The sequence below is a fragment of the Methylobacterium dankookense genome (assembly GCF_902141855.1).
Lineage (GTDB): Bacteria > Pseudomonadota > Alphaproteobacteria > Rhizobiales > Beijerinckiaceae > Methylobacterium > Methylobacterium dankookense.
This window is the reverse complement of record NZ_CABFVH010000062.1, coordinates 1-24,045: the sequence shown is the minus strand read 5'-3', so window position 1 is coordinate 24,045 and position 24,045 is coordinate 1. Positions and strand designations below refer to the sequence as shown.

General features: G+C 69.7%; 15 protein-coding genes, 1 tRNA gene and 4 pseudogenes. 7 read left to right on the top strand and 13 right to left on the bottom strand.

Going from position 1 to position 24,045, the window contains the following annotated elements; translation table 11 throughout:
* Window positions 1-195 precede the first annotated feature (195 nt).
* The 11 genes and pseudogenes from MTDSW087_RS26835 to htpG form a co-directional block, all read right to left on the bottom strand.
* Window positions 196-2,208: a S8/S53 family peptidase gene (locus MTDSW087_RS26835; protein WP_144768374.1), complete on the bottom strand. Its 2,013-nt coding sequence runs from the start codon at window positions 2,206-2,208 to the stop codon at window positions 196-198.
* Window positions 2,209-2,225: 17 nt separating this feature from the next.
* The gene (locus MTDSW087_RS26830) at window positions 2,226-3,311 is read right to left on the bottom strand and encodes a phosphatase PAP2 family protein (protein WP_186384013.1); all 1,086 of its coding nucleotides are present in this window, start codon (window positions 3,309-3,311) and stop codon (window positions 2,226-2,228) included.
* Window positions 3,312-3,335: 24 nt separating this feature from the next.
* Window positions 3,336-5,243 carry a hypothetical protein gene (locus tag MTDSW087_RS26820; protein WP_144768370.1) on the bottom strand — a complete coding sequence of 636 codons (1,908 nt, stop codon included), beginning with the start codon at window positions 5,241-5,243 and terminating at the stop codon, window positions 3,336-3,338.
* 123 nt (window positions 5,244-5,366) lie between these two features.
* Window positions 5,367-6,022, bottom strand: a pseudogene (locus MTDSW087_RS26815) (IS5 family transposase); the annotation flags it as partial.
* Window positions 6,023-6,261: 239 nt separating this feature from the next.
* A complete protein-coding gene (locus MTDSW087_RS26810; RefSeq protein WP_144768369.1) occupies window positions 6,262-6,600 on the bottom strand; it encodes a hypothetical protein in 339 nt (112 codons plus the stop codon).
* A gap of 178 nt (window positions 6,601-6,778) precedes the next feature.
* Window positions 6,779-7,114 (bottom strand): annotated as a pseudogene (locus tag MTDSW087_RS26805) (DUF3768 domain-containing protein).
* Window positions 7,115-7,217: 103 nt separating this feature from the next.
* Complete coding sequence (locus tag MTDSW087_RS26800; RefSeq protein ID WP_144768367.1) at window positions 7,218-7,874, bottom strand: hypothetical protein; 657 nt, start codon at window positions 7,872-7,874, stop codon at window positions 7,218-7,220.
* Window positions 7,875-8,418: 544 nt separating this feature from the next.
* Window positions 8,419-8,934: pseudogene (locus MTDSW087_RS26795) on the bottom strand (SIR2 family NAD-dependent protein deacylase); the annotation flags it as partial.
* An 18-nt stretch (window positions 8,935-8,952) separates the two neighbouring features.
* A complete protein-coding gene (locus tag MTDSW087_RS26790) occupies window positions 8,953-9,162 on the bottom strand; it encodes a hypothetical protein (RefSeq protein ID WP_186384012.1) in 210 nt (69 codons plus the stop codon).
* 266 nt (window positions 9,163-9,428) lie between these two features.
* A tRNA-Ser gene (locus tag MTDSW087_RS26785) sits at window positions 9,429-9,518 on the bottom strand.
* Between the two features lie 106 nt (window positions 9,519-9,624).
* Entirely contained in the window at window positions 9,625-11,454 is a 1,830-nt protein-coding gene (htpG, locus tag MTDSW087_RS26780) for a molecular chaperone HtpG (RefSeq protein WP_144768363.1), read from the bottom strand.
* A 284-nt stretch (window positions 11,455-11,738) separates the two neighbouring features.
* Between htpG and MTDSW087_RS26775 the strand changes: the two genes are divergently transcribed.
* Window positions 11,739-13,202 (top strand): permuted SH3 domain-containing protein, encoded by a 1,464-nt coding sequence (locus MTDSW087_RS26775; protein ID WP_144768361.1) that lies wholly within the window; start codon window positions 11,739-11,741, stop codon window positions 13,200-13,202.
* A gap of 47 nt (window positions 13,203-13,249) precedes the next feature.
* Here the strand turns inward: MTDSW087_RS26775 and MTDSW087_RS26770 are convergent, their stop codons facing one another.
* Entirely contained in the window at window positions 13,250-13,687 is a 438-nt protein-coding gene (locus MTDSW087_RS26770) for a DUF3429 domain-containing protein (RefSeq protein ID WP_144768359.1), read from the bottom strand.
* A 322-nt stretch (window positions 13,688-14,009) separates the two neighbouring features.
* The gene (locus MTDSW087_RS26765; RefSeq protein WP_144768357.1) at window positions 14,010-17,336 is read right to left on the bottom strand and encodes an SEL1-like repeat protein; all 3,327 of its coding nucleotides are present in this window, start codon (window positions 17,334-17,336) and stop codon (window positions 14,010-14,012) included.
* A gap of 273 nt (window positions 17,337-17,609) precedes the next feature.
* Here MTDSW087_RS26765 and MTDSW087_RS26760 point away from each other — a divergent pair, with 273 nt between their 5' ends.
* The 6 genes and pseudogenes from MTDSW087_RS26760 to MTDSW087_RS26740 form a co-directional block, all read left to right on the top strand.
* On the top strand, window positions 17,610-19,388 hold the full coding sequence (locus MTDSW087_RS26760; protein WP_144768355.1) for an acyl-CoA dehydrogenase C-terminal domain-containing protein: 1,779 nt from the start codon (window positions 17,610-17,612) through the stop codon (window positions 19,386-19,388).
* 94 nt (window positions 19,389-19,482) lie between these two features.
* Window positions 19,483-20,691 carry an acetyl-CoA C-acetyltransferase gene (locus MTDSW087_RS26755; RefSeq protein WP_144768353.1) on the top strand — a complete coding sequence of 403 codons (1,209 nt, stop codon included), beginning with the start codon at window positions 19,483-19,485 and terminating at the stop codon, window positions 20,689-20,691.
* A gap of 122 nt (window positions 20,692-20,813) precedes the next feature.
* Window positions 20,814-21,323, top strand: a complete 510-nt coding sequence (locus MTDSW087_RS26750; RefSeq protein WP_144768351.1) for a DUF2059 domain-containing protein — start codon at window positions 20,814-20,816, stop codon at window positions 21,321-21,323.
* Between the two features lie 63 nt (window positions 21,324-21,386).
* Entirely contained in the window at window positions 21,387-23,591 is a 2,205-nt protein-coding gene (locus MTDSW087_RS26745; protein WP_144768349.1) for a 3-hydroxyacyl-CoA dehydrogenase NAD-binding domain-containing protein, read from the top strand.
* A gap of 132 nt (window positions 23,592-23,723) precedes the next feature.
* The gene (locus MTDSW087_RS31075; protein WP_238179663.1) at window positions 23,724-23,852 is read left to right on the top strand and encodes a DUF4926 domain-containing protein; all 129 of its coding nucleotides are present in this window, start codon (window positions 23,724-23,726) and stop codon (window positions 23,850-23,852) included.
* 65 nt (window positions 23,853-23,917) lie between these two features.
* Window positions 23,918-24,045, top strand: a pseudogene (locus MTDSW087_RS26740) (IS5 family transposase); the annotation flags it as partial.

Genomic DNA, 24,045 nt, shown 5'->3' with positions numbered 1-24,045 from the left:
GAAGGGGCCCGATCGGGCCCCTTCTTCGTTCAGGCTGCACGTTGCCAGTGGCCTGATTTTGCTCCGCCACGGCGGCCTGGAATTGGTCCGCCCTTTACACTCTGGCCCCGGGGGCCTGCAGGATCTGCGACTGCGATGCCCTGCGGACCATCGCCCTGGGCGGCGAGGGGACGGATGCCGGGCCGTGACCCACCATTAAGCCGGCTTCAGGTTTCCCCCGCCCCGCTTCGCGATCCCGGCGGGCGTCGTCGGCACATCGGTTGCGGGCGGGAGGGGTGGATCGGCCAGGTGACGGGCGAGTTGCGGAGCCGCCGCACTGGTGCCGATCAAACGGACGACGCCTCCGCTCCTGTTGCCACCGGCAGGGACGCCCCGGAGGGCATAGGAGCCGTCGCACGGAAGGAGAAAGTCCGGGCCTGCCCGCAAAGCGAGCTGGCCGGGGCGCGCCGGCCCCGCCGACGAGTAGGGCGACGGGTGGCCTTTGGCGACGATGTAGCCGCCGGCCACGTGAAGGCCGGCTGCCAAGCCCGTGGCCATCCCGTTGAGCGTGCCCGAGCGGCTGATCAGCGAACCCGCATCGTCGAACACTCCCTCGGCATAGGTGAGGGTGGCCTCGGCGGCCCGATCCGCCTCCCACGCATCATCCTGGAAGTAGGACCGCTTGGCCCCCGTGCGGACGCCCATGTTCGGGTCGCTCCGCGCCACGTAGGCGTGAATCTCGGCCCCTTCCGCGAGACCCGAGACCGTGATTCGCCAGCCGCCGTGCTCTGCCCCGCCGCGGGTCGCCTGGACCGCGAGCAGCCAGAGTGTGTCCGTGCCGCGCACGATCGGGCCGCAGATTCGGAAGGTTGGGGATGATGCGTTCGACGCCGGCACGGATGCACCCGCCGAGACGACCGCGCCGCTCGGCGCGGTGAGCGTGACGGTCACGGTATCGGCGCTGCCGGCGATCCAGACCTCGGCGAAGCACACGACCGGATTGTCGGGGAGAAGGCGCCAAGTCCAGGCGACGCTGTCGGCCGATCCGGGGTGGCGGGTGTGAGCGATGTGGCTCTCGCTCAGGTAGCTGTTCCCGGCCGGCAGGACGATCTCGAGCTTCGGCTTGCCGGAGGTGCCGTTGAATTCCGCCACGAAGGCCTGCAGGGCCTCCTCGAGGTCGGAGGTGCCGCTATGGGGGCCGGTCGTGATGCCGTAGCTGACATTGATCACGACCTGCTTCGTGTGTTGCGGGTCGATGAAGGACAGGATGTAGCGGATGCCGTCGAACACGTAGGCCTTCAGCCAGACGCCGGTCGCATCCGCGATGCAGGCGTCGGAAAACTGGACGAAGACGATGTCCGCCTTCGATGCCGGATCGGTGGCGGCCCGCCAGCTCGGCGGATCGCGCCTGTCCCTGCCCGGCCCCGACGGGCCCAGGCGCGACGAGACTGGCATCCGCCCGGCCAGGGCGTCCATTACGTGCGCCCCGTGGGACTGGCGGGCGCGGAGGCGCCCGAAGCCGGCCTCCGCGTAGCACCCGTCCTCGTCGATGCTCCCGCCGGTGGCGTGCAGGGCGATCCACTCGTCGAGGTCGATAAGGTTCGGCGACGACAGGGACTCGGCCCCGCGCCGGAACTCCAGGCCGTAGCGGAACGCCTTAGGGACCTCGCCGAAGAGGCGGTCGGCGCCCGCGCCGTCCTTGTACTTGACCGGCTGCCTGGATTGATTCTGATCCCAGATGCTCCGCACGCGTGTGCTCACAGGCCCGCGCAGGAAATGCGCTGCGGCGAAGGGGCAACCATCGTCGAGCATGCCGATGAGCAGCGCCCCGGGCCGTTTGCGAGACCTCCTGTGATGGCGCAGCATGAGTGTCCGCTGCGGGATGCTCACCGGTTCGATCGGCAATGACAGCTCGACCCGGTCGACGCATGCATCCCAGATCGGGATGGCTTCCAGCTTCGTCACCCCGGCCGAACCGATGAACGCCGTGGCGAACCGGCCCTGGTCGCTGTCCGGACCCAGCGCGACGGGAATGCCGGCCTCCTGTTGCATTCGGTCCGCGAAGGCGGTCGCCGAGGCGGGCTGCTTGAATGCGATGAGGAGGAACAGCGGCGGTGTCTCGCCGTCGGCAGGCTTGAAATCGCTGAAGTCCGTGGCGATCGCGTAGCGGAGATAGGGGCCGAAGCAGCGCGACGATGCGGGCCCGGGGCTGCCGTCCTGCGTGGTCACGGTCTCACCTCCATCGCTCACGGGAAGCGTCCGACCCACTCGGCGCTGGCTCGCGCCCAGAACTGTCCCATCAGCGGCGACGGGGTGATCGGAGCGCCTGTCGCCTGCGCGTAGAAGGGGGCGCCGAGCACCTTCTGGGCCGGGCTGAACGGGTTGAAGTCCGTCTTCATCCTGTTCGGATTGTCGATCGCCGCCGCGAGGAACGTCCGGCCGGGAAACGCCACGCCACCGGTACAGCGTCCCACGATGTACTCGCCGAGCGCGGTGCCCAACATGCGCCCCGCCAGGCTATCGACCGGAAAGTGGACTCCGGCGACGACCCTGTTCGTGGCGATGCGCGCGGCCTGCCGCTGCAATTGCTCGACGACCTTCGCGTGGTTCGGCTCGAGGCCGAGCAGGGCCTTCAGAACATGGACGACGGCGTAGGCCTGCGTCGCGTGCCCACTGGGAAAGCTCCCATGTCCGGGCGTGGTGATCATCGGCTGGACCTGGGCGCTGTACTCGACCGGGCGCCAGCAGGCGAGCGCCTGCTTGATCCGCATCTCCACGTAGACGCAGGTCTGCAGGACGATGTTCAGGAGCTCGAAGGTGCGTTTGGTCCGATCCGGATGCAGGTAGACGATGGATGACCAGAACGCATATTGCGGATCGATCTGGGCCAGGATCTCGGTCGCACGCTCGCTGCGCAGCTCGGACCAGCTCAGGACGAGGGGGATCTGAGCCTCGAAGGTGCCCTTCTGCGGTCGCCCGATCTCCGCGACCAGCTCGCCGCCGCAGGTGACCTTGAAGCCGGACGCCGTGCCCTCGAACGCGATACCCTGCAGCAGCGCGCCGACCGCGATGTAGGCGCGGACCCAGGGCTCCCAGCGATCGAGCTGGACCGGATCGTCGATCGCGGGCAGGCCGGGTGCGTGGCAGGCGGTGTCGCCCGTCACGATGCCCTCGCGCTCCAGGATCAGCGCATCCACCATGACCGGGTTCGCGAAGGCGTCGGCCATGGTGCCGAGGAGCGCCCCGCCGGCGCCTCCTGCCCCGCCCGCGCCGCCGGCCCCACCCGCTCCCCCGGCCCCGCCCGCGCCGCCAGCTCCGCCAAGCTGTGCCATCCCGGCCGCTCCCCACAGTTCAGGTCATCGCTCCCGCGGCAAACCTGCCGCCGCCAGGCATCGTGCCCAGTCCCGGCCCGTTTCGAGATCCGCGTTTGGCATCCGCGCCAAGTAGCCGTCCACGGTCAGGTTCGGCTCCAGGTGTCGGACATTGCGGACCGCCTCCCGGGCTTCGTCCATCCGGCCCTGATGCACGAGGGCTATCGTCAGGACGCGCCAGGTCGAGGAATGCATGCGGTTGAGCGCCAGCGATGCGCGCGCCAAGCGCTCGGCGCTCTCGTAGCGGTGAGCCGACAATTCCGCGGTCGCGCCGAGGGACTCAAAATAGTAGCGGTGCGGGTCGAGCGGCGAGAGTTCCAACGCGCGCCGCGTTGCCTCGACCGCGGCATCGCTCTCGCCCAGGAAGGCCTGGATGGTGCCGCGATAGAGCCAGCCCAGCGCGTGGCTCGGATTCGCGTTGATGGCCTGATCGCATCGCTGCCGGGCCACCTCCAAGTCCTTCAGCAGGTGGCAGTGGACGAAGCCTTCGGTCGCGAGGGCGAGGGCGTCCGAGGGGTCGAGATCGAGCGCGGCGCGCGTCGCCCGCAGTGCCTCGGCGGCCTCCTGGACGCGGTCCTCGGACCACCCGCGCGTGAGGCGCAGGATGAACCAGTTGCCGAGGAGCGCATGTGGGGCGGCCATGCGCCTGTGCCGGTTGATCAGCTCGTCGAGGAGTATCCGTGTCTGAAGGAAATCTTGCTTGTTCGAGCGGTGCATGAGGGTGATGCTGCCGAGGAGCAGCGAGTAGCTCTCGAGGCACGGCAGGGGCTGTGTCCGGATGTGCTCGACCTCGGCATCGAAGATCGCCGTATGGACCTCCTGGGCGATGCGACTGGTCAGTTCGCTGTCTGGTGTGAGGAGATCGCCGACATGTCCGCTCGACCGGTCGGCCCAGATCACTTGGTTGTTGCTGGCCTGGGATAGCTCCGTCGTCACCAGCACTCGGCCGCCGTCGGTGACATAGCCGCCCGTCAAGACGTAGGTGGCATTGAGAGAGTAGGAGACCCGCGCCGCGAGGTCGGCGCGGTTGCGGAAGACGGCGGTCGAGAGGCGCGAGATGACCTTGAGGTTCGCCGCTTTCGACAAGCGGCAGATCACGCTGTCGGCAATCAGGTTGCCGACATCGAGATACGTGGGCGCGTCGCTCCGGGACTCGAACGGCACCACGGCGATCGTCGGCGCCATGGGCCGTCCGTAGTCCCGGCGGCCGGTGAGACAGGGCCGCGGCGAGGCCGGGCCGAGCCGGTAGGCCCGGACCGGCTTGTCGAAATGTTTGAGGAAGCAGTCGCCGAGATCCTCACAGGTGGCGTCGATACCGTTCGTCAGCTCGTCGCGCGCCGCGGCGTTGCCGATCGTCTCCCCGGGTTGTCCGAGTCCTGCGAGGGCGGCGGCCAGCTCGGTATAGGCCGAAATCCCGGCGATCGTCTCACCGGGGCCGGCCAGGGTTGCCAGGCGCGCTGCCAGATTGACGCCCGTTCCATAGACATCCTGCTCATCGCACCAGGCGAACGCGGCGTTCAGGCCGGCACGGAGGTGAAAGTGCTGATCGCTCGGCAATCCGGCATTCTGCCGGGCGGCCGCCCTATGCATGGCGTGGGCGGCGGAGGCCGCGTCGAGGACGGTCTCGAACCGGACCAGCAGGCCATCACCCAGGCTCTTGACCAGGAGGCCGTGGTGGAGGGGCAGGATCTCCCGTGTGACCGTGCCGACTAAGTCAGTCCAGCGGCGGATCGTGTTGTGCTCATGCTGCCGCATAAGCCGGACCGATTCCACGAGATCGACGAGCAGGACGACAACCTTCTCGCGCACGAGACCCAGACACGCAGGGGGTGCGCCATCTTGCTCGGAGAGATTGGGTTGCTCATCAGGTTTGATGGCCGGGCCCTCATCCAAATCGAATCGGCACGTTCCCGGAGGCTTTCCTCAATAGCATATTTGGCTCGAAAATTCATGCAACGTGGACACGGCGACGGTGGAGGTCTTCGATGCCGCGTCGCCGCTCTACGTTTAGAGCGCCTAACAGAACTGTCTGATCTGGTTGCAGGTGATAAGGCTCGCAGCGAGGCTGGTGAAGGCCTGGTAGATGTCGCTGCGCCGCTCGTAGCGGACTGGCAAGCGGCGGACGCGGTTGAACCAAGCGTGGGTGCGCTCGACGACCCAGCGGTGACGTCCGAGCCGCTCGGTGCTTTAGATGCCTTTTCGGGCGATGCGCGGCACGATCCCACGGGCCCGGCACTCCTGGCGTCGGGGCTTGGCGTCGTAGGCCTTGTCGGCGTGCAGCTTGTCTGGACGACAGCGCGGGCGTCCGCGCTGGCCGTTGCGCAGGGGTGGGATGGCGTCGAGCGTCGGAGCCAGCATCGGGCTATCGTGCCGGTTGGCTCCGCTCAAGCAGAGGCCGAGCGGCGTGCCGCGCGCGTCGGTGACGAGGTGGCGCTTCGTGCCCGCCTTGCCCCGGTCCGTCGGGTTCGGGCCGGTGGCAGAGCCCCTTTCTTCGCCGGGACAGACGCGCTGTCCAGGCTGGCCCGGCTCCAGTCGATCTCGCCGGCCGCATGCAGGCGCTCCAGCAGGACCTGATGCAGGCGGCCCCACACACCCCTCTCCTGCCAGTCGCGTAAGCGGCGCCAGCAACTCATCCCACAGCCGCAGCCCATCTCAGCGGGCGGCATCTCCCACTCGAATTCAGCACCGCCTCGCCGACACACATCCGGTTCCACTTCTCGGCGTTAATGCCCAGCTCGCGGATCCCGTCGAGGGCGAGTAGCCGCCAATGCACCCGGCCGCGGTCATCGGCCCCCTCAATGGCTTGCCGTACCAGCTCCCGCGAGTTCCGCGCCTCGCAGCTTGGAAAGCCGCCTGAACCGCTGCGCGGCCAGACCGGCCACAGCACGAGCAGCAACAGCGGCCCCTTCCACTATAGGCCAATCCAAAGGCGGCGTAGGCGTTCGTCGCATAAGCGTTGGATCTGATCCGTATGATCGCTCTCAGACATCCGACCCCTGCAGTGCAGGACCTCCAGTCGCTCGATTCGCTCATACATGCTGTCAAAGCAGTTGCCGGCCGCCCAGGGCGCCCCCAGGTCGGCCACGAGGAGCGGCACCGCTTCCTTCGTCTGCATGTTTATATAGGCTAACCGGAACCGCTCGACGGCCGCGAGCCCAAGCACGGCCTTGCGGTCGACGGCCGCCTTGAATTCTGGGTCGTAGGCAGCAAGCGCTGCCCATCGTACACGGAATGTCACGGTGTCGCCCATGCGACGTCGCGGCTTGAGTGCGGCCAATGCCACCAGGGTAGGAAGAACAGAAGGCAGACGACCACCCAGTGGGCCCCAATCTTGTCCCTGGTGCCGGACCAAGTTCCAGGCGTTGACGGAGGTGAGCCCCAAAGCGGAAGGTACATGCCGGAGAGGGAAGACGCTCGACGCTTCCATCTCAGTACTCCGCGGCTAGCATGACGGTGAGCACGCGGCGCGTGACCGTGGCATCGGCCGGGTCCGGGGAGGCAAAGCGCCCGGTGCGGTCGTAGCAGTCGACCTTCCAGAACACCCGTTCGCCGGCGGCCTGCAGCGCGCCGAAGTCGTGCTCGCCGTGCGGGTCGTTGTCGACGTCGAAGCGGTCGAAGGCGGCGATCGCGTCGAGGATGACTTACTGGCGCTCGCGGCCCAGCGCGACGATGCCGGCGGTGAGCACGAGGGTGCCGCCCGAGAGGGAGCGGCGCAGGATGTCGTTGAGCGCGCGGACGCGGTCCGCGTCGAGGACAGCGGTCATGGGAACCTCGGAAAGCGAGAGACGGCGATCTGCGGCGGCCGTGTGGAGGCCGCGAGGGTGCCCGAGCCAGCGGCCTGACCCGGGCAGCGCTGGTGGTGCCGGGCTAGGCTTCGCCGGGCGGCAGCAGGGCGAGCTCACCGGCTCGGCGCAGGATGGTCGGCTCGGTGGGATAGTCGCGCCAGCGCAGGGAGAAGACGCGGCCGTTGATGCCGATCACCTCCGCCTCCCACCAACCGTCGTCTGGTCCCTCATGGGCGAGCACGAGGCTGCCGAGCCCGATCTCGGCGCAGTCGCGCGGCTTGGCCTGGCCAACGAAGGTGCGGTCGCCCGGCTGCGGGGCGGTGGGCTGCCCAGCACTGCCGGCGTGTGCGGCGCCTTGTGAGGGTTTGGCTTCGGCCGGCCTGGCGTCCGCATCTGCTGTCAGGCGCAGCCCTGCCTCCTCGCCCGCGAGAGCGATGAGACGGGCGTAGAGGTCGTGCTTGGCAAAGGGGGCATGCACCCGGCCACTGGGCAGGATACGGCCACGCGCCAGCTGCCGAGCGAGGTCGCGACCGGCCTCGTCGATAAGCGACAGAACCCGTAGCGGCATCGTCGCAGCGGCAGCGGTGGCAGCCTCGGCGTCGGCTGGTTCGAACCAGGCGGCGCGTGGCTTGCCGCTGCTGTCGCGGCCGAACAGCACGAGCGCGGGCGGCTGCGGGGTAAGCGGGGTCTCGGCGACGAGGGCGGGTAGATTGGCGTGAGGGGAGGGCTTTGCGATCACATCAGGCTCCTGAAACGACGAAGGCCCCCGTGATGGGGGCCTTGCTTAGTGATCCTGGTGCGGGGCGCACTCTGGCTGGCGCGCAATATTGATCCCGGCCACGGTGTTCGTGATTGTTGGTGCATTGCATGTTCCCTCAGTGAGCGCTGGCCAGCACGATACGGTGCACTGGTTTGCTGTCCGACACAGTCAACATAACAATTAACACGCTATTGTCAAGAATTAACCCCTATTGATATAGCTGTTGGAGCGAGCTTGTGATTGTCGGTTCTTGTCAGATCAGAACGCCAACATCTTAAGCGAAGGCAAATTCTCCAACCTCTCCTTGTCCTTTGCTGCATTCACACGACGCGGATGGGTAGCAGAGGCGAAACAACAACCGGCCGCTGAGTATCACGTTAGGACCTTAGGTTTGCGGCCAATGGCGTAACAGCAGATAGGCCCAGCCATCCTAATGTGACGCCCGTTGAGCTCGCAAAGTAAGATAACGCCGGGGTATGCCGTCATGTGCAGCAATGACGAGAGTCGGCCACGGTATTACAATTTAGACCCGCCGGAAGCGCAATTCGTTGCGAAGCAGTCGCAGCATCCCTTCAACAAAATCGAATTCGCCAGTTGGGAACCAAATTGGGGTCACACCGATGCGTAACAGGTATTGGTTGCGCACTATAAGCGCCGATTCGTCGGCCGGGAATTGCTCCATAGAGAAATGCTGCGGCAAGTCCGCGCCGTCCGCCTTTGCCTTGATCTTAATTGCCTCAAAGACGCGGACGGTTCGGTCCTGATTCAGACCGCAGCCGAGGAACAAAAGGCTACTGTTGCGGAAGTAGTAATCAAGTGCCTTGGGGATCGGCAGAGCAAGGTTGATGGCGTCCGCACCATAGGCATTCGCATACTGAGCCTTGCTCAAGATGCACGAACCGGGGGCGTCGATATTCCCGTGTAGTTTGATAACCGTCACCTTAACGGGGTCGGGCGGTTGCAAAATCGTCGCGGGCGTCAACACCTCGACCGCCTTGCCAAGACCGGAGTCAAAAGACTGTTCGATCAAGCGATCATAGTTCGTCTGGAAGCGCGCTCAGGCGAAGATGTTCGCTGGGCGGGTCACGACCAGCGCCACGGTCAGCAGGGAGATCAGGGCCTCCGCCATCATCAGGAGCTTGAAATGCGCCGTCAGCGGCGGCTTGTCGGTGAGCGAAAAGGCAATCGCGGTTGTGAGGGCTAGGAAGAGGCAATCGACAAAGCCCGACACAAACTGCGCGGACGCGTCCGGCGCTGGCAAGATCATTTGTGGGAACAGGAAGTCCGGATCACGTGCCTTTGGATTACCCCGCAGTGCCGCTCAGCCACGATCCGCCGCCAAAAATCACACCTCCGCCGTCGGAGAGGCAGTCTCAAGCAGGGCGGCTAGTTTCTCAGCGTCAGTGCGAAAGATTGTACGATGCCGTGCGATCACAGCCGGTACAAGCCGCCTGGAAATGTGGGCTTTTATGAGGGGCTCGTAAGGCGACAGCCCTGCAAACCTAGTGCAATCAGGTACTTGGCTTCGTTAAGTGGCGGAGAGGGGGGGATTCGAACCCCCGATGCCCTTGCAGGCATGCCGCATTTCGAGTGCGGTGCATTCAACCGCTCTGCCACCTCTCCGCGAGGTGTCTCGATGAGACGGCGGTGCCGTAGCACGGCTCGTCGGGTTTTCACAAGCGGGTTGGCGGCGATTCCGCTTCGGGTTGGCGAAATCGCCGCCGGATGCTCAGGCAGGGCGCGAGGCCGCCAGCGCAGCGGTTACCGTGCGGGCGAAGGCCACGGGGTCGCGCGGGGTGTCGCCGTCCTGGATCCGGGCGAGATCGAGCAGCGTGCCGGCCGCTTCCGCGGCGGCCTCGGTCGGAGCCGCCGCCAGGGCGCGGATCAGGGCGTGGCGCGGGTTGATCTCGAGCACCGGCGCACCGCCCGCACCGCGGCCGGCCCGGCGCAGGAGGCGCTGCATCTGCAGGTCCGGCCCGCTGCCGGCGGAGAGCACCACCGCGCTGTCCACGAGACGGTCGGTGGTGCGCACGTCGGAGACGTCGGCGCCGAGCGCCGCCTTGATCGCCGCGACGAGCGCGTCGATTCCCTCCGCCGCCTCGGCCGTCTCGCCCGCGGCGGCGAATTTCGAGAGGTCGAGCCCGCCCTGCGTGATCGAGCGCAGCGGCTTCTCCTCGAAGCGCGACAGGGCCTCCGGCCAGAAGGCGTCGACATGGTCGGAGAGGAGCAGCACCTCAAGGCCGCGGGCGCGGAACCCTTCGAGCTGCGGCGAGGCCTTCAGCGCGTCCGCGTCGTCGGCGACGAGGTAGTAGATCGCCTCCTGCCCGTCCTTCATGCGGGCGACGTAGTCGGCGAGGCCCGTCCAGCCCTCCACCGCCGAGGAGCGGAAGCGCAGGAGCGGCGCGATCTCGGCGCGGCGCTCGTGGTCCTCGTAGATGCCCTCCTTGAGGACGGGGCCGAAATTCTCCCAGAACGTCGTGTAGTCCTCCGCCGCCTTGGCGCGGCTCGTGAGCTCCGCGAGCACGCGGCCGGTGACCGCACGGCGGATCCGCGCGAGCGCCGGCGTCGATTGCAGCATCTCGCGGGAGACGTTGAGCGGCAGGTCCTCCGTGTCGACCACGCCCTGGACGAAGCGCAGCCAGGACGGCAGCAGCTCGGCCTCGTCCGTGATGAACATCCGCCGCACATGCAGGCGCACCTTGCTGTGGCGGTCGTTCTCCAGCGCCTGGAACGGCTTCATGCCGGGCACGAAGAGCAGGGCCGAGAATTCGAGCTGGCCTTCCGCGCGCCAGTGCAGCGTCGCCCAGGGCTTGTCGAAGTTCATGCCGACCGAGCGGTAGAACTCCTCGTACTGCTCGGGCGTGATCTCGGATTTGGACTTGCGCCAGAGCGCGGTGCCCTGGTTGGCCGCCTCGTCTTTTCCATCCTGCACGATGGCGATCGGCACGGTGATGAAATCGGCCCATTTGCGGACGAGATGGTCGAGCCGGTAGGGCTCGAGATACTCGTCCGCATCCTCCTTCAGGTGGAGGACGATGTCGGTGCCGGCCTCGGCCCGCTCGGCCGGCTCCAGGGTGTAGCTGCCCTGGCCGTCCGAGGCCCAGGTCCAGGCCTCGTCCGAGCCGGCGCGGCGAGAGGTGACGGTGACGCGGTCGGCCACCATGAAGGCCGAGTAGAAGCCGACGCCGAACTGGCCGATCAGGCTCGGCCGGTCCTCGGCCTTGGCGCTCTCGAGCGTCTGCGAGAAGGCGCGCGTGCCCGAGCGCGCGATGGTGCCGAGGTTCTGCGCCAGATCCTCCTTGGCCATGCCGATGCCGGCATCGGACACGGTGAGCGTGCGCGCCTCCTTGTCGGGGCGGATGCGGACCTTGGCGTCGGGCGGCAGCGCGCTCGCGGCCGAGGTCAGCGCCTCGAACCGGCGCCGGTCCATCGCGTCGGCAGCGTTGGCCACCAATTCGCGCAGGAAGATCTCCCGGTCCGAGTAGAGGGCGTGGACGACGAGGTCGAGAAGGCGCCCGACCTCGGCCCCGAATTCATGTCGCTCCACAGTCTCGCTCACCCGTCGACCTCCATCTGAAATGCGGGGGCGATATGCCGTCCCTCGGAGGCGAATTCAATGCAGGCGCGGGCGGCGAGCGAACCGAGCCCGGGCCGGCCCGCGTGCCCGGACACACGTTCTGCGTGCTGGATACGGAATTATGACCTTGATCCGCCGCTTGACAACGGCCAAGGCTTCGCCCGTCATCGAGCGCGCTCCACGGCGCCGGAAACTGGTTGTCTGCTCGGCATGTTCGCTGCGAAACGACCTGCGCGCGGCTGCGCCTCGGCCCCGGAGCGCGGGCGATGATGAAGCGGACGATCGCCGCGATCCTCGCCTCCGACGTCGCCGGCTACTCGCGCCTGATGGCGCAGGACGAGGAGGACACGCTGCGCCGCCTCGCCGCGGCCAAGGCGGTGTTCCGGCAGCACGTGGCGGCCTTCCGCGGCCGGGTCTTCAACACGGCGGGCGACGCGATCCTGGCGGAGTTCCCGAGCGGCGTCGAGGCTTTGCGGGCCGGCATCGCGATCCAGACCGACCTCGACGCCCTCGACCGAAACGACCCGCCCGAGCGCCGGGTCCGCTTCCGCATGGGGCTCACCATCGGCGACGTGGTCGAGGTGGAGGGCGACCTGCTCGGCGACGGCGTCAACATCGCCGCGCGGCTCGAGGGCCTCGCCGAGCCCGGCGGCCTGTGCCTGTCGCGCACCCTGCACGAGGCCGTCTCGGGGAAGGTGCAGGCCACCTTCAAGGATATCGGCCCGCAGAAGCTGAAGAACATCCCCCGCCCCGTCCACGCCTTCCGCGTGGTGCTGCCCGGGGCCGGCCCAATCCCCGTCGTGCGCTCGCCGCGCGCCCGAGCCCTGCGCTGGGGCGGGCTCGCCGCGGTCCTGATGCTCGGCACGGGGCTCGCCGGCGTGCTGCTGCTCCGGCCGGACTGGATCCGCGGCCCGGATCCGGCGAAGGCCGCCGCCCGCGACGACCTGATCGCGGTCAGCGTCGCGCGCGCCCGGCAGGCCTGCTTCCCCGACCGGGTGCGCCTCTCGGGCCTGCTCACGCCGCGCCGGGCGCAGGAGGTCCGGCCGGAGGCGGACGGCATGCGGGTGGTGCGCGCCGCGGTGCAGCCCCTCGATACGGTGAAGGCGGGCCAGGTCCTCGCCGAGGTCGCGCGCTTCGGCGAGCCCGACGGCGCCGCCCTCCCCCTCCGCAGCCCGGTCGACGGGACGGTGGTGCGCAGTGCGGCGGCGGCCGGTATGCCGGCCTCGACCCGCGGGCCGGCCCTGTTCGAGATCGCGGCCGACGGGGCCTTCGATCTCGATGCGGAGGCCCCCCTCGCCACCCTCGCCCGGCTCCAGCCGGGCCAGGGCGTCGGCGTGACGCCGCTCGGGGGCGGCGAGCGGCCCGGCCGCATCCGCCTCGTCGCGAACGGGATCGACCCGGCGACGCAGCTCGGCCGGGTCCGCGTCAGCGTCACCGGCGGCGAGGGCCTGCGCGCCGGGCAGTTCGCCACCGGCCTGGTCCGGGTCGGCGAGCGCTGCGGCGTCGCCGCCCCGCACGCGGCGGTGACCCAGGAGACGGAGGGGCCCGTGATCTACGTGGCCAATTCCGAGCGGATCGAGGCGCGCCCGGTGACGACGGGCCTGTCGACCGAGAACGAGGTCGAGATCCGCGAGGGCCTCAACGAGCGCGACACGATCGTCGTCAAGGCCGCCGCCTTCCTGCGCGAGGGCGACCGGATCCGCCCGGTGGCGGTGCCGGCCGTGCGCTGACGCAGGCACCCCGCCAGAGGGTTGACCCCTTTGGAATCCGCGATGATTCAGGCGGCGACGAGCAGCGCCGCCCCGGCGATCCCCGAGAGCACGAGGCGCAGGCGGCCGAGCCAGCGCGGCACGAGGCCGCGCCGCGACAGGTCCTGGTCGATCAGGCCCCAGGCGAGCACGAGCACGCCGAGGGTGCGCAGGTCCCAGGGCGCGGGCGCCGCGAGCGCCGCCCAGGCGATCAGCGAGGGCACGATGGCGAGGAGGTAGTCGCCGTTCCCGGCATTGCGCGCCGCCGCCGCGCCCCAGCGGATGCCGCCGAGGAAGGAGGCGATGACCGCGCCGTAGGCCGAGAGGATGGTGCGCGGCGCGAGCCCGAGATTGCCGAGCCCGCCATCGCTGCCGGCCACCGAGAGGGCCGCGAATCCCAGGAACGGCACGAGCCCGGCAATACCGAGGATGATGGCGCCCATCGGCATCGGATTCAGGCGCGCCATTCAGCCTCCGCGTGTCCGCCGGCCGCGGGCACCCCGCGACATCAACCGTGGAATACGAAACCAGCCGCAACCGGTTCCCGCGCTGCGGCAAGGCTGCGCCCGGTCGTCCTATACCGCGGCGGCGACGGCATCCGAAGCCCCGGAATCGTCGCGTCTGGAATGGGGATCGACGGGGCGGGAGACCTGCCCGACCTGCTCGAACGGGCTCCCCTGTCGTTTTCCGACCGCTCGCGTCGACCGACCACACGCTCGCCCCTCTCCCCGCCGGGCGGGGAGAGGGGATTCGCGGCGAACCGCTCCGATCAATCGACGCGCCGTGGACTCACACGCCCTTGCGGTTCACCGGCGTGAAGGCATTGGCGCTCGGCGTGGGAGCCCCGAGGAGCGTCACGGCGCCGGCCGCCTCGGCGATGCCGGGAGCGTCGTTCACCGCCGGGTCGAGCTTGCGCACCTTGAACCCCGCGGCGATGCCGCGGGCATTGGCGAGGTCGGCGGGGCCGAGCTTGCCGGCGACCTCGTCGCGCTTCTTGCCCGCATCCTCGTCGCCCTGCACGGCCGCGGCCGCGAACCAGGCATAGGACTGGACGAGGTCCTGGCCGACGCCGAGGCCGCGGGCGTAGAGCACGCCGAGATTGTACTGGCTGTCGCGGACGCCGTGCTCGGCGCCCTGCCGGAACCAGGAGGCGGCCGAGGCATAGTCCGGCTTGCCGCCGGCGGCGGGGTTCTCCGCGTAGATCACGGCGAGGTTGTGCATGGAGCGGGCATGGCCCTGCTCGGCCGCGCGCCCGTACCAGAGCTTGGCCTGGGCGAGGTCGCGCACCAGCCCGGCGCCCTTCTCGTACTGGCCGCCGAGCTTGTACTGCGCCGGGGCGTAGCCGGCCGCGGCGAGCTTCTCGAAGAGCTTGGCCGAGACCGCGAGGTCGCGGTTCAGGCCGCGGCCTTCCGCCTCGCGGAGGGCGAGTTCCCAGACCGCCAGCCCGTCGCCGTCGAGGGCCTGCTGCTTCAGCTTGGCGAGGTCGGCGGGCACGCCCGCGAGGTCGCCCGCGAGGCCGGCCATGGCCAAGCCGCGCGGCGGCCCGCCGGCGCGCTGGCGGGAGGGGGGCGCCGGATCGGCGGGGATGGCCTGCGTCGTCTGCGGATCGGCAAGGCCCGGCTTGGCGGAATCGGCCGTGGCCTTGGCCTCCGGCTTCGTGGCGGTGATCGACGGAGACGCAGGCGCGGCCTCCGGCGGCCGGGCGGCCTCGATCCTGGCGGGAGCCGGGGCTGGGGGCGGCGCGTCGCCGACATTCATGGTGATCGCCTGCAGGGCGCCCAGCGCGAGCACGATCGCGGCGAGCCCGAGCAGGAGCGGCCGGCGGCGGCGGTCGATCTCGGCCCGCAGCCGCGCGAGGCGGCCTTCCGGCGCCGCAGCGGCCGGCATGCGGCCGCCGCGGATGCCGGGGCGCAGCTCGCTGCGCTGCTCGGCGGCGGATTCGGTGGCGAGCTCCGCCTGGGCCGCCTGCGCGGCGCGGCGGGCCGCGGCAATGAAGCTCGACTTGATGTCGGCGGCGTTGTCGCCGGCCTCGGCCGTGCCGGGATCGCGCAGGCGCTCCAGCATGGGCCGCTCGCGGCCGGCCTCGCGGCCACCTTCGCGTCCAGGGCGGCCGGCACCGGGCTCCAGCAGCTCGTCGCCGCGGGCGGAGGCCGCATCCTCGGCCGGGGCCGCGCGCGGCGCCTCGGGCCGGCGCGGCGGCACGGGCCGCGGCGCCTCGGCGGTGGAGGCGAGAAGCTGCTCGCCGAGGCTCGGCGCCCGGCCGGCGGCGAGGCCGCTCTCGGCCGCGTCGAGGCGGGTCATCAGGCGGTCGAGGGCGGTCTGCACGCCGTCGAGCATCGCGCCGAGGCGCTGGTCGGAGGCCGATTGCTTCGCCTGAAGGTCGGCGAGGCCCGCGCGGAGCAGGCCGATCTCGCCGCGATCCTCGGGCCCGCGCGGCTCGGCGAGGCTCGCCGCCACCGCCTTGCGCGCCGCCCGCTCCAGGACGGCCTCGTCGGGTGCCGATTCGCGCAGCGCCGAGACCTGCCGCAGCAGGTCGCCCATGGTGCGTTCGAGGCTGGCGAGGGTCGGGTCGGCGCTGTGCGCGTCGAGCCGGCCGGCGAGGCTGACCACCTGCCGCTCCAGGGCGTCGAGCCCCTCCGGCGCGGTCCGGCTGCCGACGCGCTCGACCTTCTCGGCCAGGGCGTTGAGCATGGTGTGGATCGAGGCCACGTCGCCGCCCGGAAGGCCCGGGCCGCGCAGGCTCTCGCCGAGCCCTTCCAGGCGCCCGATCAGGTCGCCGACGGGCTGGTGGCTCGCCTGCTCGACCTTGTGGGCGAGCGCGTCGATCCGGCCGAGGATGGCTGTCGAGGCGGCCTGGTCGGTGCCGCCGGCACCGGCCTGGAACGCGTCGAGCCGCTCGGTCATGGCCCGCATCTGCTCGGCGAGCGCGGCGGCCGGGCGGTTCGAGAGCCCGCTGCGGATCTCCTCCAGGAGCGGCCGCAACCCGTCCTCCGGCGCCGGCTGGGCGGCCTGGAGCTCGGCGATCTGCGCGCTGATCGCCTGCATGCCCTGGGCGAGGCTCTGGATGCGCTCCGGCCCGGCGAGGGAGCCGACGAGATGGCGGATCTCCTCGATCTCGCGGGACAGGGCGGCCAGCGCGTCCGCCTGCGGCGCGTCGCTGGCCTCGACCGAGACCCGGCCGAGGCGCTCGGCGAGGCGCTCGACCTCGCTCGCAACGCGGGCCTGCACGTTGTCGGCGACCTCGTCGGACAGCCTGTCGATCTGGGCGCGGATCTCCGCGATCGGGGCGGCGATCGCCGAGAGGTCGGCGGAGGGCTGCGCCCGCTCGACGCCGGTGGCGAGCGAGATCATCGCCTGTTCGAGAGCGCCGACGTCGCGGCTCGTGGCGAGGCCGCCGATCGATTCGCGCAGGCGCAGGGTCTCGCGCTTCAGTTCGGATACGAGGGCGGCGGTGTCCGCCACGAGTTCCTCGTGCAGCCCGGCATCGAGGCGGCGGGCCAGGTCGCGACGCATGCCGGCGACCACGTTCGGGTCTCCCTCGTCGATCTCGCGCTGGCGCTGGCGGATCTCCTGGACCGCGTCGCGGATCTCGCTCGCCGCCGCCCGGCCGCGCCGGCCATAGGGCCGCGCCGCGGAGAACCGGTCGCCGAGTTCCGACATCCGCCGCTCGATCTCGCCGAGGCGATCCGTCACCGCGCGGTCGGGCTCGGGCGCCGCGTCGAGGGCGCGGGCGATCTTCTCCTCGAGGGCGTCGAGGCGGCGGCTCTCGGCCTCGCGCGCGGAGATGCGCTCCTCGGCGAGCGCCCGGTCGATCCCGTCGAGGCGCTCCAGGAGCGCCTCCATCGCGCGGCTCTCGGCGGTGTGCGGCGCCCCCTTGCCGCGCGGCCCCCCGTGCTGCCGGCCGCCGGAACGGCGATCCTCGGCCTGGCGCGCCGGAGCCCCGACGGACGATGATTCGCCGTGCCCCTCCCCGCGCCCGCGGCGCCGGCCGAGCTGCGGCACGTTGGCGGCGATCCAGTCCTCGAGCGGGATGCCCGCCCGCAGCGCCACATCGCGCGCGGCTTCGATCACCTCCGGATCGAAGCTGTCGAGGTTCGCCTTGGCGGTTCGCGTCATACTCGGCCTGCCTCTGAGGCGCGGCACACAGGTCCAAGCTAGCCCGATTCCGGGTCGCTTGGGCCGTGCGGTCGTCGGATCGGGGAGACCATTAACTTTCTTGGTAAACAGCCGGTTAAGCGGAACACCTCATCAAGACCGCGGGGGACGGCGCGCCAGCGGCGGCCGGAGCCCTTGCGCAGGGGCCCAGAGATAGTTTATATATGAACTATCGAGCGGGACGCGGCGCATCCCTGCGCGCCGGAGATCCCGCCGGCCTTCGGAGGAGATGAGATGCCGAGCTATCGCGCCCCGGTCGAGGACACCCTGTTCCTCCTCAACGACGTGCTCGGCTTCCACCGCTACGACAACCTGCCGGGCTTCGCCGAGGCCTCGCCGGACGTGGTGGAGGCGGTGCTGACCGAGGGCGCCAAGCTCGCCGACACGGTGCTCGCCCCGGTGAACCGCGCGGGCGACCTCGAAGGCTGCACCCGCGGCGCCGACGGCTCGGTGGCGACGCCCAAGGGCTTCAAGGCGGCCTACGACGCCTACGCGCAGGGCGGCTGGATGGGCCTCTCGGTGCCGGAGGAACTCGGCGGCCAGGGCCTGCCCCACACCCTCAACACCGCGATGCAGGAATTCGTCTCCGGCGCGAATCTCGCGCTCGGCATGTATCCCGGCCTGACGCAGGGCGCGATCGCCGCCCTCCTCGTGCACGGCTCGGAGGAGCAGAAGCAGGCCTACATCCCGAAGATGGTCGAGGGGACCTGGACCGGGACCATGAACCTGACCGAGCCGCATTGCGGCACGGATCTCGGCCTGCTCAAGACCAAGGCAGTGCCGAACGGCGACGGCTCCTACAGCCTCACCGGCACCAAGATCTTCATCTCGGCGGGCGAGCACGACCTCTCCGAGAACATCGTCCACCTCGTCATCGCCCGGATCGAGGGCGCGCCGGCCGGCACCAAGGGCATCTCGCTCTTCGTGGTGCCGAAATTCCTGGTGAACGCGGACGGCTCCCTCGGCGCGCGCAACGGCGTGACCTGCGGCTCGCTCGAGCACAAGATGGGCATCCACGGGAACAGCACCTGCGTCATGAACTACGACGGCGCGACGGGCTGGCTCGTGGGCGAGGCCAATCGCGGCCTCAACGCCATGTTCGTGATGATGAACGAGGCCCGCCTCGCGGTGGGCGTGCAGGGGCTCGGCCAGTCCGAGGTCGCCTACCAGAACGCGGTGGCCTACGCGAAGGACCGCCTGCAGGGCCGCGCGCTCACCGGCGCCGCTTCGCCCGACAAGGCCGCCGACCCGATCATCGTCCACCCGGATGTGCGCCGCACCCTCATGGGCATCCGCGCCTTCAACGAGGGCGCCCGCGCGCTGGTGCTGTGGACCGCGCTGCAATCCGACATCGTGCACCGCTCGCAGGACGCCAAGCAGCGTCAGGCGGCCGACGACCACATGGGCCTGATGACTCCCGTGGTGAAGGGCGTGCTGACGGATCGCGGCTTCGCCAACGCGGTCGAGGCGCAGCAGATGTTCGGCGGTCACGGCTATGTCGAGGAATGGGGCATGTCGCAGTTCGTGCGCGATGCCCGCATCGCCATGATCTACGAGGGCGCCAACGGCATCCAGGCCATGGACCTGATCGGCCGCAAGCTGCCCCGCGACGGCGGCCGGGCGATGATGGCCTTCCTCGGCGAGGTCCAGACCTTCATCAAGGACCACGACGAGGCGGAGGCGATGAAGCCCTTCGTCCAGCCCCTGCAGGCGGCGGTGAACGACCTGCAGGCGGCCACGATGTGGTTCATGCAGAACGCATTGACGAAGCCCGACAATGCCGGAGCGGGCGCCACGGACTACATGCACCTCCTAGGCCTAACCGCCCTGGGCTACATGTGGGCGCGGATCGCCAAGGTCGCGCAGGAGAAGGCGGGGGACGCCCGCATGGAGGCAAAGCTCGTCACGGGCCGCTTTTATATGGAGCGCATCCTGCCGGAGACGACGCTCCGCCTCGCCCGGATCAAGACCGGGGCGGACAGCACCATGGCGCTGGCGGCCGAGGCGTTCTAGGCGAGACCGGCCCTCCGCGGCCCCGCCGATCCGAGGGGCCGCCCTCTCCCGCTTCAGGGGGAGGAAGACAAACGGCAGATGAGGAAGCGCTGAGATGCCCGAGGCCTACATCTACGATCATGTCCGCACGCCCCGCGGCCGGGGCAAGCCGGACGGCTCGCTGCACGAGGTCACGGCGCTCCGCCTCGCCGAGACGGCTCTGCGGGCGCTGAAGGCGCGCAACAACCTCGACACGACGCGCATCGACGACGTGGTGCTCGGCTGCGTCGATCCGGTCGGCGAGGCCGGCGGCGACATCGCCCGCGCCGCGGCGCTGGTGGCCGATTACGGTGCCCACGTGCCGGGCGTGCAGATCAACCGCTTCTGCGCCTCGGGCCTCGACGCGGTGAACTTCGCCGCCGCCCAGGTGATGGCCGGCCAGCACGACATGACGGTCGGCGGCGGCGTCGAATCGATGAGCCGCGTGGGTCTCGGCGCCTCCGGCGGCGCCTGGCCGGTGGACCCGGCCATCGCGGTGAAGTCCTACTTCATGCCGCAGGGCGTCTCGGCCGATCTCATCGCCACCAAATACGGCTTCACCCGCGACGATTGCGACGCCTACGCCGTCGAATCGCAGAAGCGCTCGGCGAAGTCCTGGGACGAGGGCCTGTTCCGCAACGCCATCGTGCCCGTGAAGGACATCAACGGCATCACGCTGCTCGACCGCGACGAGCACATGCGGCCCTCGACCGACATGCAGTCGCTCGGGCAGCTCAAGCCCTCCTTCGTGCAGATGGGGCAGATGGGCGGCTTCGACGCCGTGGCGATCGACGCACATCCCGATGTCGAGTCGGTGGACCACGTCCACCATGCCGGCAATTCCTCAGGCATCGTGGACGGCGCAGCTGCCGTGCTGATCGGCTCGAAGGAGGCCGGCGACGCGGCGGGCCTGCGGCCGCGGGCGCGGATCCGGGCGTTTGCCAATATCGGCTCCGACCCGGCCCTGATGCTCACCGGCCCCGTGGACGTGACGCGCAAGGTGCTCGCCAAGTCCGGCCTGAGCCTCGCCGACATCGACCTGTTCGAGATCAACGAGGCCTTCGCCTCGGTGGTGCTGCGCTTCCACCAGGCCTTCGACCTCGACCCGGCCAAGGTGAACGTCAATGGCGGGGCCATCGCCATGGGCCATCCTCTCGGCGCGACCGGCGCGATGATCCTCGGCACGGTGCTGGACGAACTGGAGCGCACCGGCAAGGAGCGCGCCCTGGTGACGCTCTGCATCGGCGCCGGCATGGGCACGGCGACGATCATCGAGCGGGTGTGAGCGGGCGGGGCGCCGGGGGCGCGCCCTGCCGCGCTCCCAAATCCCTGGAAACGCTGGTAGATGGCCGCGCGACCGCCGCACCGGGCGGCGGAAACGAGACCTCACCGGGAGCAACGCCACAGATGAACCGCCTGATCGCCACCCTCTGCCTGACCGCCGCGCTGGCGGTGCCGTTTGGCGCACGTGCCGACGAGAGCGCCGACAAGATCGCGCAGGCTCAGACACTTGTGAACAAGACGCTGATCAAGAACCTGCAGACCGGCTTCGCGACGGCGCTCGAGAAGACCGTGGCGCCGATGCCGGAGCAGAAGTCCGAGGCCGTGCGCAAGGAGCTGATGGCCGAGTTCGAGCGTCAGCGCGGGATCATGGTCGAGGGCCTGTCGAAGGAATACGCCGAGAAGTTCAGCCTCACCGAGCTGAAGCACCTCAACGAGATCTACGACGACAAGACCTACCAGAAGTTCCAGGGCCTCAACGCCGACCCGAACTCCTCGGTGACGGCGATCTCGCAGGGCTCGGTGACGAAGCTCCTGAACATGCTGGCGGTCGCCGCCGCGGGCGATGCCGGCTCCCAGACCGGCGCGCCGCCCGTGCCGGCGCCCACGCCGACGCCGGCCCCCACTCAGAAATGACGGGGCCCTGAGCGGCGCCAGCCGCGCTGCCGGCCCCCGAGGACATCGAAGAGGAAGCGCTCCATGACCGACCTGAAGAACTTTCGCTTCGAGACCGATGCGGACGGCATCGCGCTGGCGACCTGGGACATGCCGGGCCGCTCGATGAACGTCATCACCGAGGCGGTGATGGACGAGCTCTCGCAGATCGTCGAGACCGTGGCGGGTGACGCGGGCATCAAGGGCTGCGTCATCACCTCGGGCAAGGACAACTTCTCGGGCGGCGCCGACCTGACCATGCTCCAGGGCCTCGGCCGCGCCTACGAGGAGCTGAAGGCGACGGAGGGCGAGGAGGCGGCGATGGTCCGCTTCTTCGAGGAATCGCGCCGGCTCTCGCTGCTGTTCCGGCGGCTGGAGACCTGCGGCAAGCCCTTCGCGGCGGCGATCAGCGGCATCTGCCTCGGCGGCGCCTTCGAGCTGGCGCTCGCCTGCCACCACCGGATCGCCTCGGACGATCCGAAGACCCGCGTCGGCCTGCCCGAGATCAAGGTCGGCCTGTTCCCCGGCGGCGGCGGCACCCAGCGCGTCGCGCGCCTGATGCAGACGGGCGACGCCCTGCAGATGCTGTTCAAGGGCGAGCAGATCCGCCCGCTGATGGCCCGCAACATGGGCCTCGTCCACGCGGTCGCCCCGAAGGACGAGATCGTCGCCCAGGCCAAGGCCTGGATCGCGGCCGGCGGCTCGGCCGTCGCACCCTGGGACGTGCCGAAGTTCAAAGCGCCCTCGGGCAAGGTCTACTCGCCGGCCGGCATGATGATCTGGCCGCCGGCCAACGCGATCTACCGCCGCGAGACGCACGACAACTACCCCGCCGCGAAGGCGATCCTGGCCTCCGTCTACGAGGGCCTGCAGCTCCCCATGGACCTCGCCCTCAAGGTCGAGAGCCGCTACTTCGCCAAGATCCTGCGCACCAGCGAGGCGCAGGCGATGATCCGCACCCTGTTCATCTCGATGGGCGAGCTGAACAAGGGCGCGCGCCGCCCGAAGGACGTGCCGCCCACCGACCTGAAGCGCGTCGGCGTGGTCGGCGCCGGCTTCATGGGCGCGGGCGTCGCCTATGTCAGCGCCAATGCCGGGCTCGAAGTGGTGCTGATCGACCAGACGGAGCAGGCCGCCGAGAAGGGCAAGGCCTACGCGCACTCCCTGATCACCGGGCAGATCAACAAGGGCCGCGCCAAGACCGCGGACCGCGACGCGCTGCTCGCCCGCATCCACACCAGCACCGACTACGCGGCGCTGAAGGAGTGCGACCTCGTGATCGAGGCGGTGTTCGAGGATCCGCGGGTGAAGGCCGAGGTGATCCGGAACGTCGAGGCCGCGATCCGTCCCGACGCGATCTTCGCCTCGAACACCTCGACCCTGCCGATCACCGGCCTCGCCAAGGCCAGCGCCCGGCCGGACCAGTTCGTGGGCATCCACTTCTTCTCGCCGGTCGAGAAGATGATGCTCGTCGAGATCATCAAGGGCGAGGCCACCGGCGACCGGGCGATCGCGACGGCGCTCGACTACGTGCGTCTCATCAAGAAGACCCCGATCGTGGTCAACGATTCGCGCGGCTTCTTCGCCAACCGCTGCGTTACGGCCTACATCCTCGAAGGGCACAAGATGCTGCTCGAGGGCGTGCCGCCCGCGATGATCGAGAATGCGGGCAAGATGGCCGGCATGCCGGTCGGCCCCCTCTCGCTCAACGACGAGGTCGCGCTCGATCTCGGCCTCAAGATCGCCAAGGCCACCGAGGCGCAGCTCGGGCCCGACGCGATCGATCACGGCCAGAAGCAGCTCCTCGTGGAGCTGGTCGAGAACCAGGGCCGGCTCGGCCGCAAGAACCGGAAGGGCTTCTACGACTACCCCGAGGGCGCGCCGAAGCGCCTGTGGCCGGGGCTCAAGGACCTGCAGCCGGCGCGGCTCGATCCCGACAGCCTCGACATCGAGGAGCTGAAATACCGCCTGCTCGTGGTGCAGGCGCTGGAGGCCGCCCGCACCGTCGGCGAGGGCGTGATCACCGATCCCCGCGAGGCCGATGTCGGCTCGATTCTCGGCTTCGGCTTCGCGCCGTTCACCGGGGGCGCGCTCTCCTACATCGATTTCATGGGCGCGGCGGCCTTCGTGGAGCTCGCTCAGGCGCTGGAGGCCCATCACGGCCCCCGCTTCTCGGTGCCGGACAACCTCCTCGCCATGGCTCGCGACGGCGGCACCTTCTACGGCGCCGCGCAGCGGCAGGCGGCCTGAGCCTCTTGCCTGGGTGCGGTCGCCGGCTCATCTTATCGACATGGCGACCGCCCCGGATACGATTATCGACGTCCTGCCGCTCCTCGGCCGGGCCAAGCTCCTCAGCGAGGCCGGTCGCGCGACGGCGTCCGCGTGCCGGCCGGCGCGACCGGGACGATCGTGGAGGTTCTCGGCGGCGGAGATGCCTACATCGTCGAGTTCCTGCACCCTGCCCACGCCGTGCTGACGCTGCGGGCCGACGCCTTGGGCGGCCTCAACTAGGGTCTGTTGTCGCCTGAACGGATTGCGGCTGCTCGCGTTTTCTCTTTTTCGAGCGAGGAGCCGTAATGCTGTCGGACACCCAGTGGGCTGAGTTGGAGCCTCTGATTGAGGAATGCCGGCCCAAGGCCAAGACACCGCCCCAGGAGCTTCGGCGCACGATCTCGGCGATCCTCTGGCGGCATCAGAACGGGGC

Bases quoted from the DNA above. Each gene is read 5' to 3' on its own strand.
- MTDSW087_RS26765 (WP_144768357.1), bottom strand. From the start codon at position 17,336: ATGACGCGAACCGCCAAGGCGAACCTCGACAGCTTCGATCCGGAGGTG.
- MTDSW087_RS26755 (WP_144768353.1), top strand. From the start codon at position 19,483: ATGCCCGAGGCCTACATCTACGATCATGTCCGCACGCCCCGCGGCCGG.
- MTDSW087_RS26775 (WP_144768361.1), top strand. From the start codon at position 11,739: ATGATGAAGCGGACGATCGCCGCGATCCTCGCCTCCGACGTCGCCGGC.
- MTDSW087_RS26745 (WP_144768349.1), top strand. From the start codon at position 21,387: ATGACCGACCTGAAGAACTTTCGCTTCGAGACCGATGCGGACGGCATC.
- MTDSW087_RS26770 (WP_144768359.1), bottom strand. From the start codon at position 13,687: ATGGCGCGCCTGAATCCGATGCCGATGGGCGCCATCATCCTCGGTATT.
- MTDSW087_RS26810 (WP_144768369.1), bottom strand. From the start codon at position 6,600: ATGGGCGACACCGTGACATTCCGTGTACGATGGGCAGCGCTTGCTGCC.
- MTDSW087_RS26790 (WP_186384012.1), bottom strand. From the start codon at position 9,162: ATGATCTTGCCAGCGCCGGACGCGTCCGCGCAGTTTGTGTCGGGCTTT.
- MTDSW087_RS26760 (WP_144768355.1), top strand. From the start codon at position 17,610: ATGCCGAGCTATCGCGCCCCGGTCGAGGACACCCTGTTCCTCCTCAAC.
- MTDSW087_RS26830 (WP_186384013.1), bottom strand. From the start codon at position 3,311: ATGGCACAGCTTGGCGGAGCTGGCGGCGCGGGCGGGGCCGGGGGAGCG.
- MTDSW087_RS26750 (WP_144768351.1), top strand. From the start codon at position 20,814: ATGAACCGCCTGATCGCCACCCTCTGCCTGACCGCCGCGCTGGCGGTG.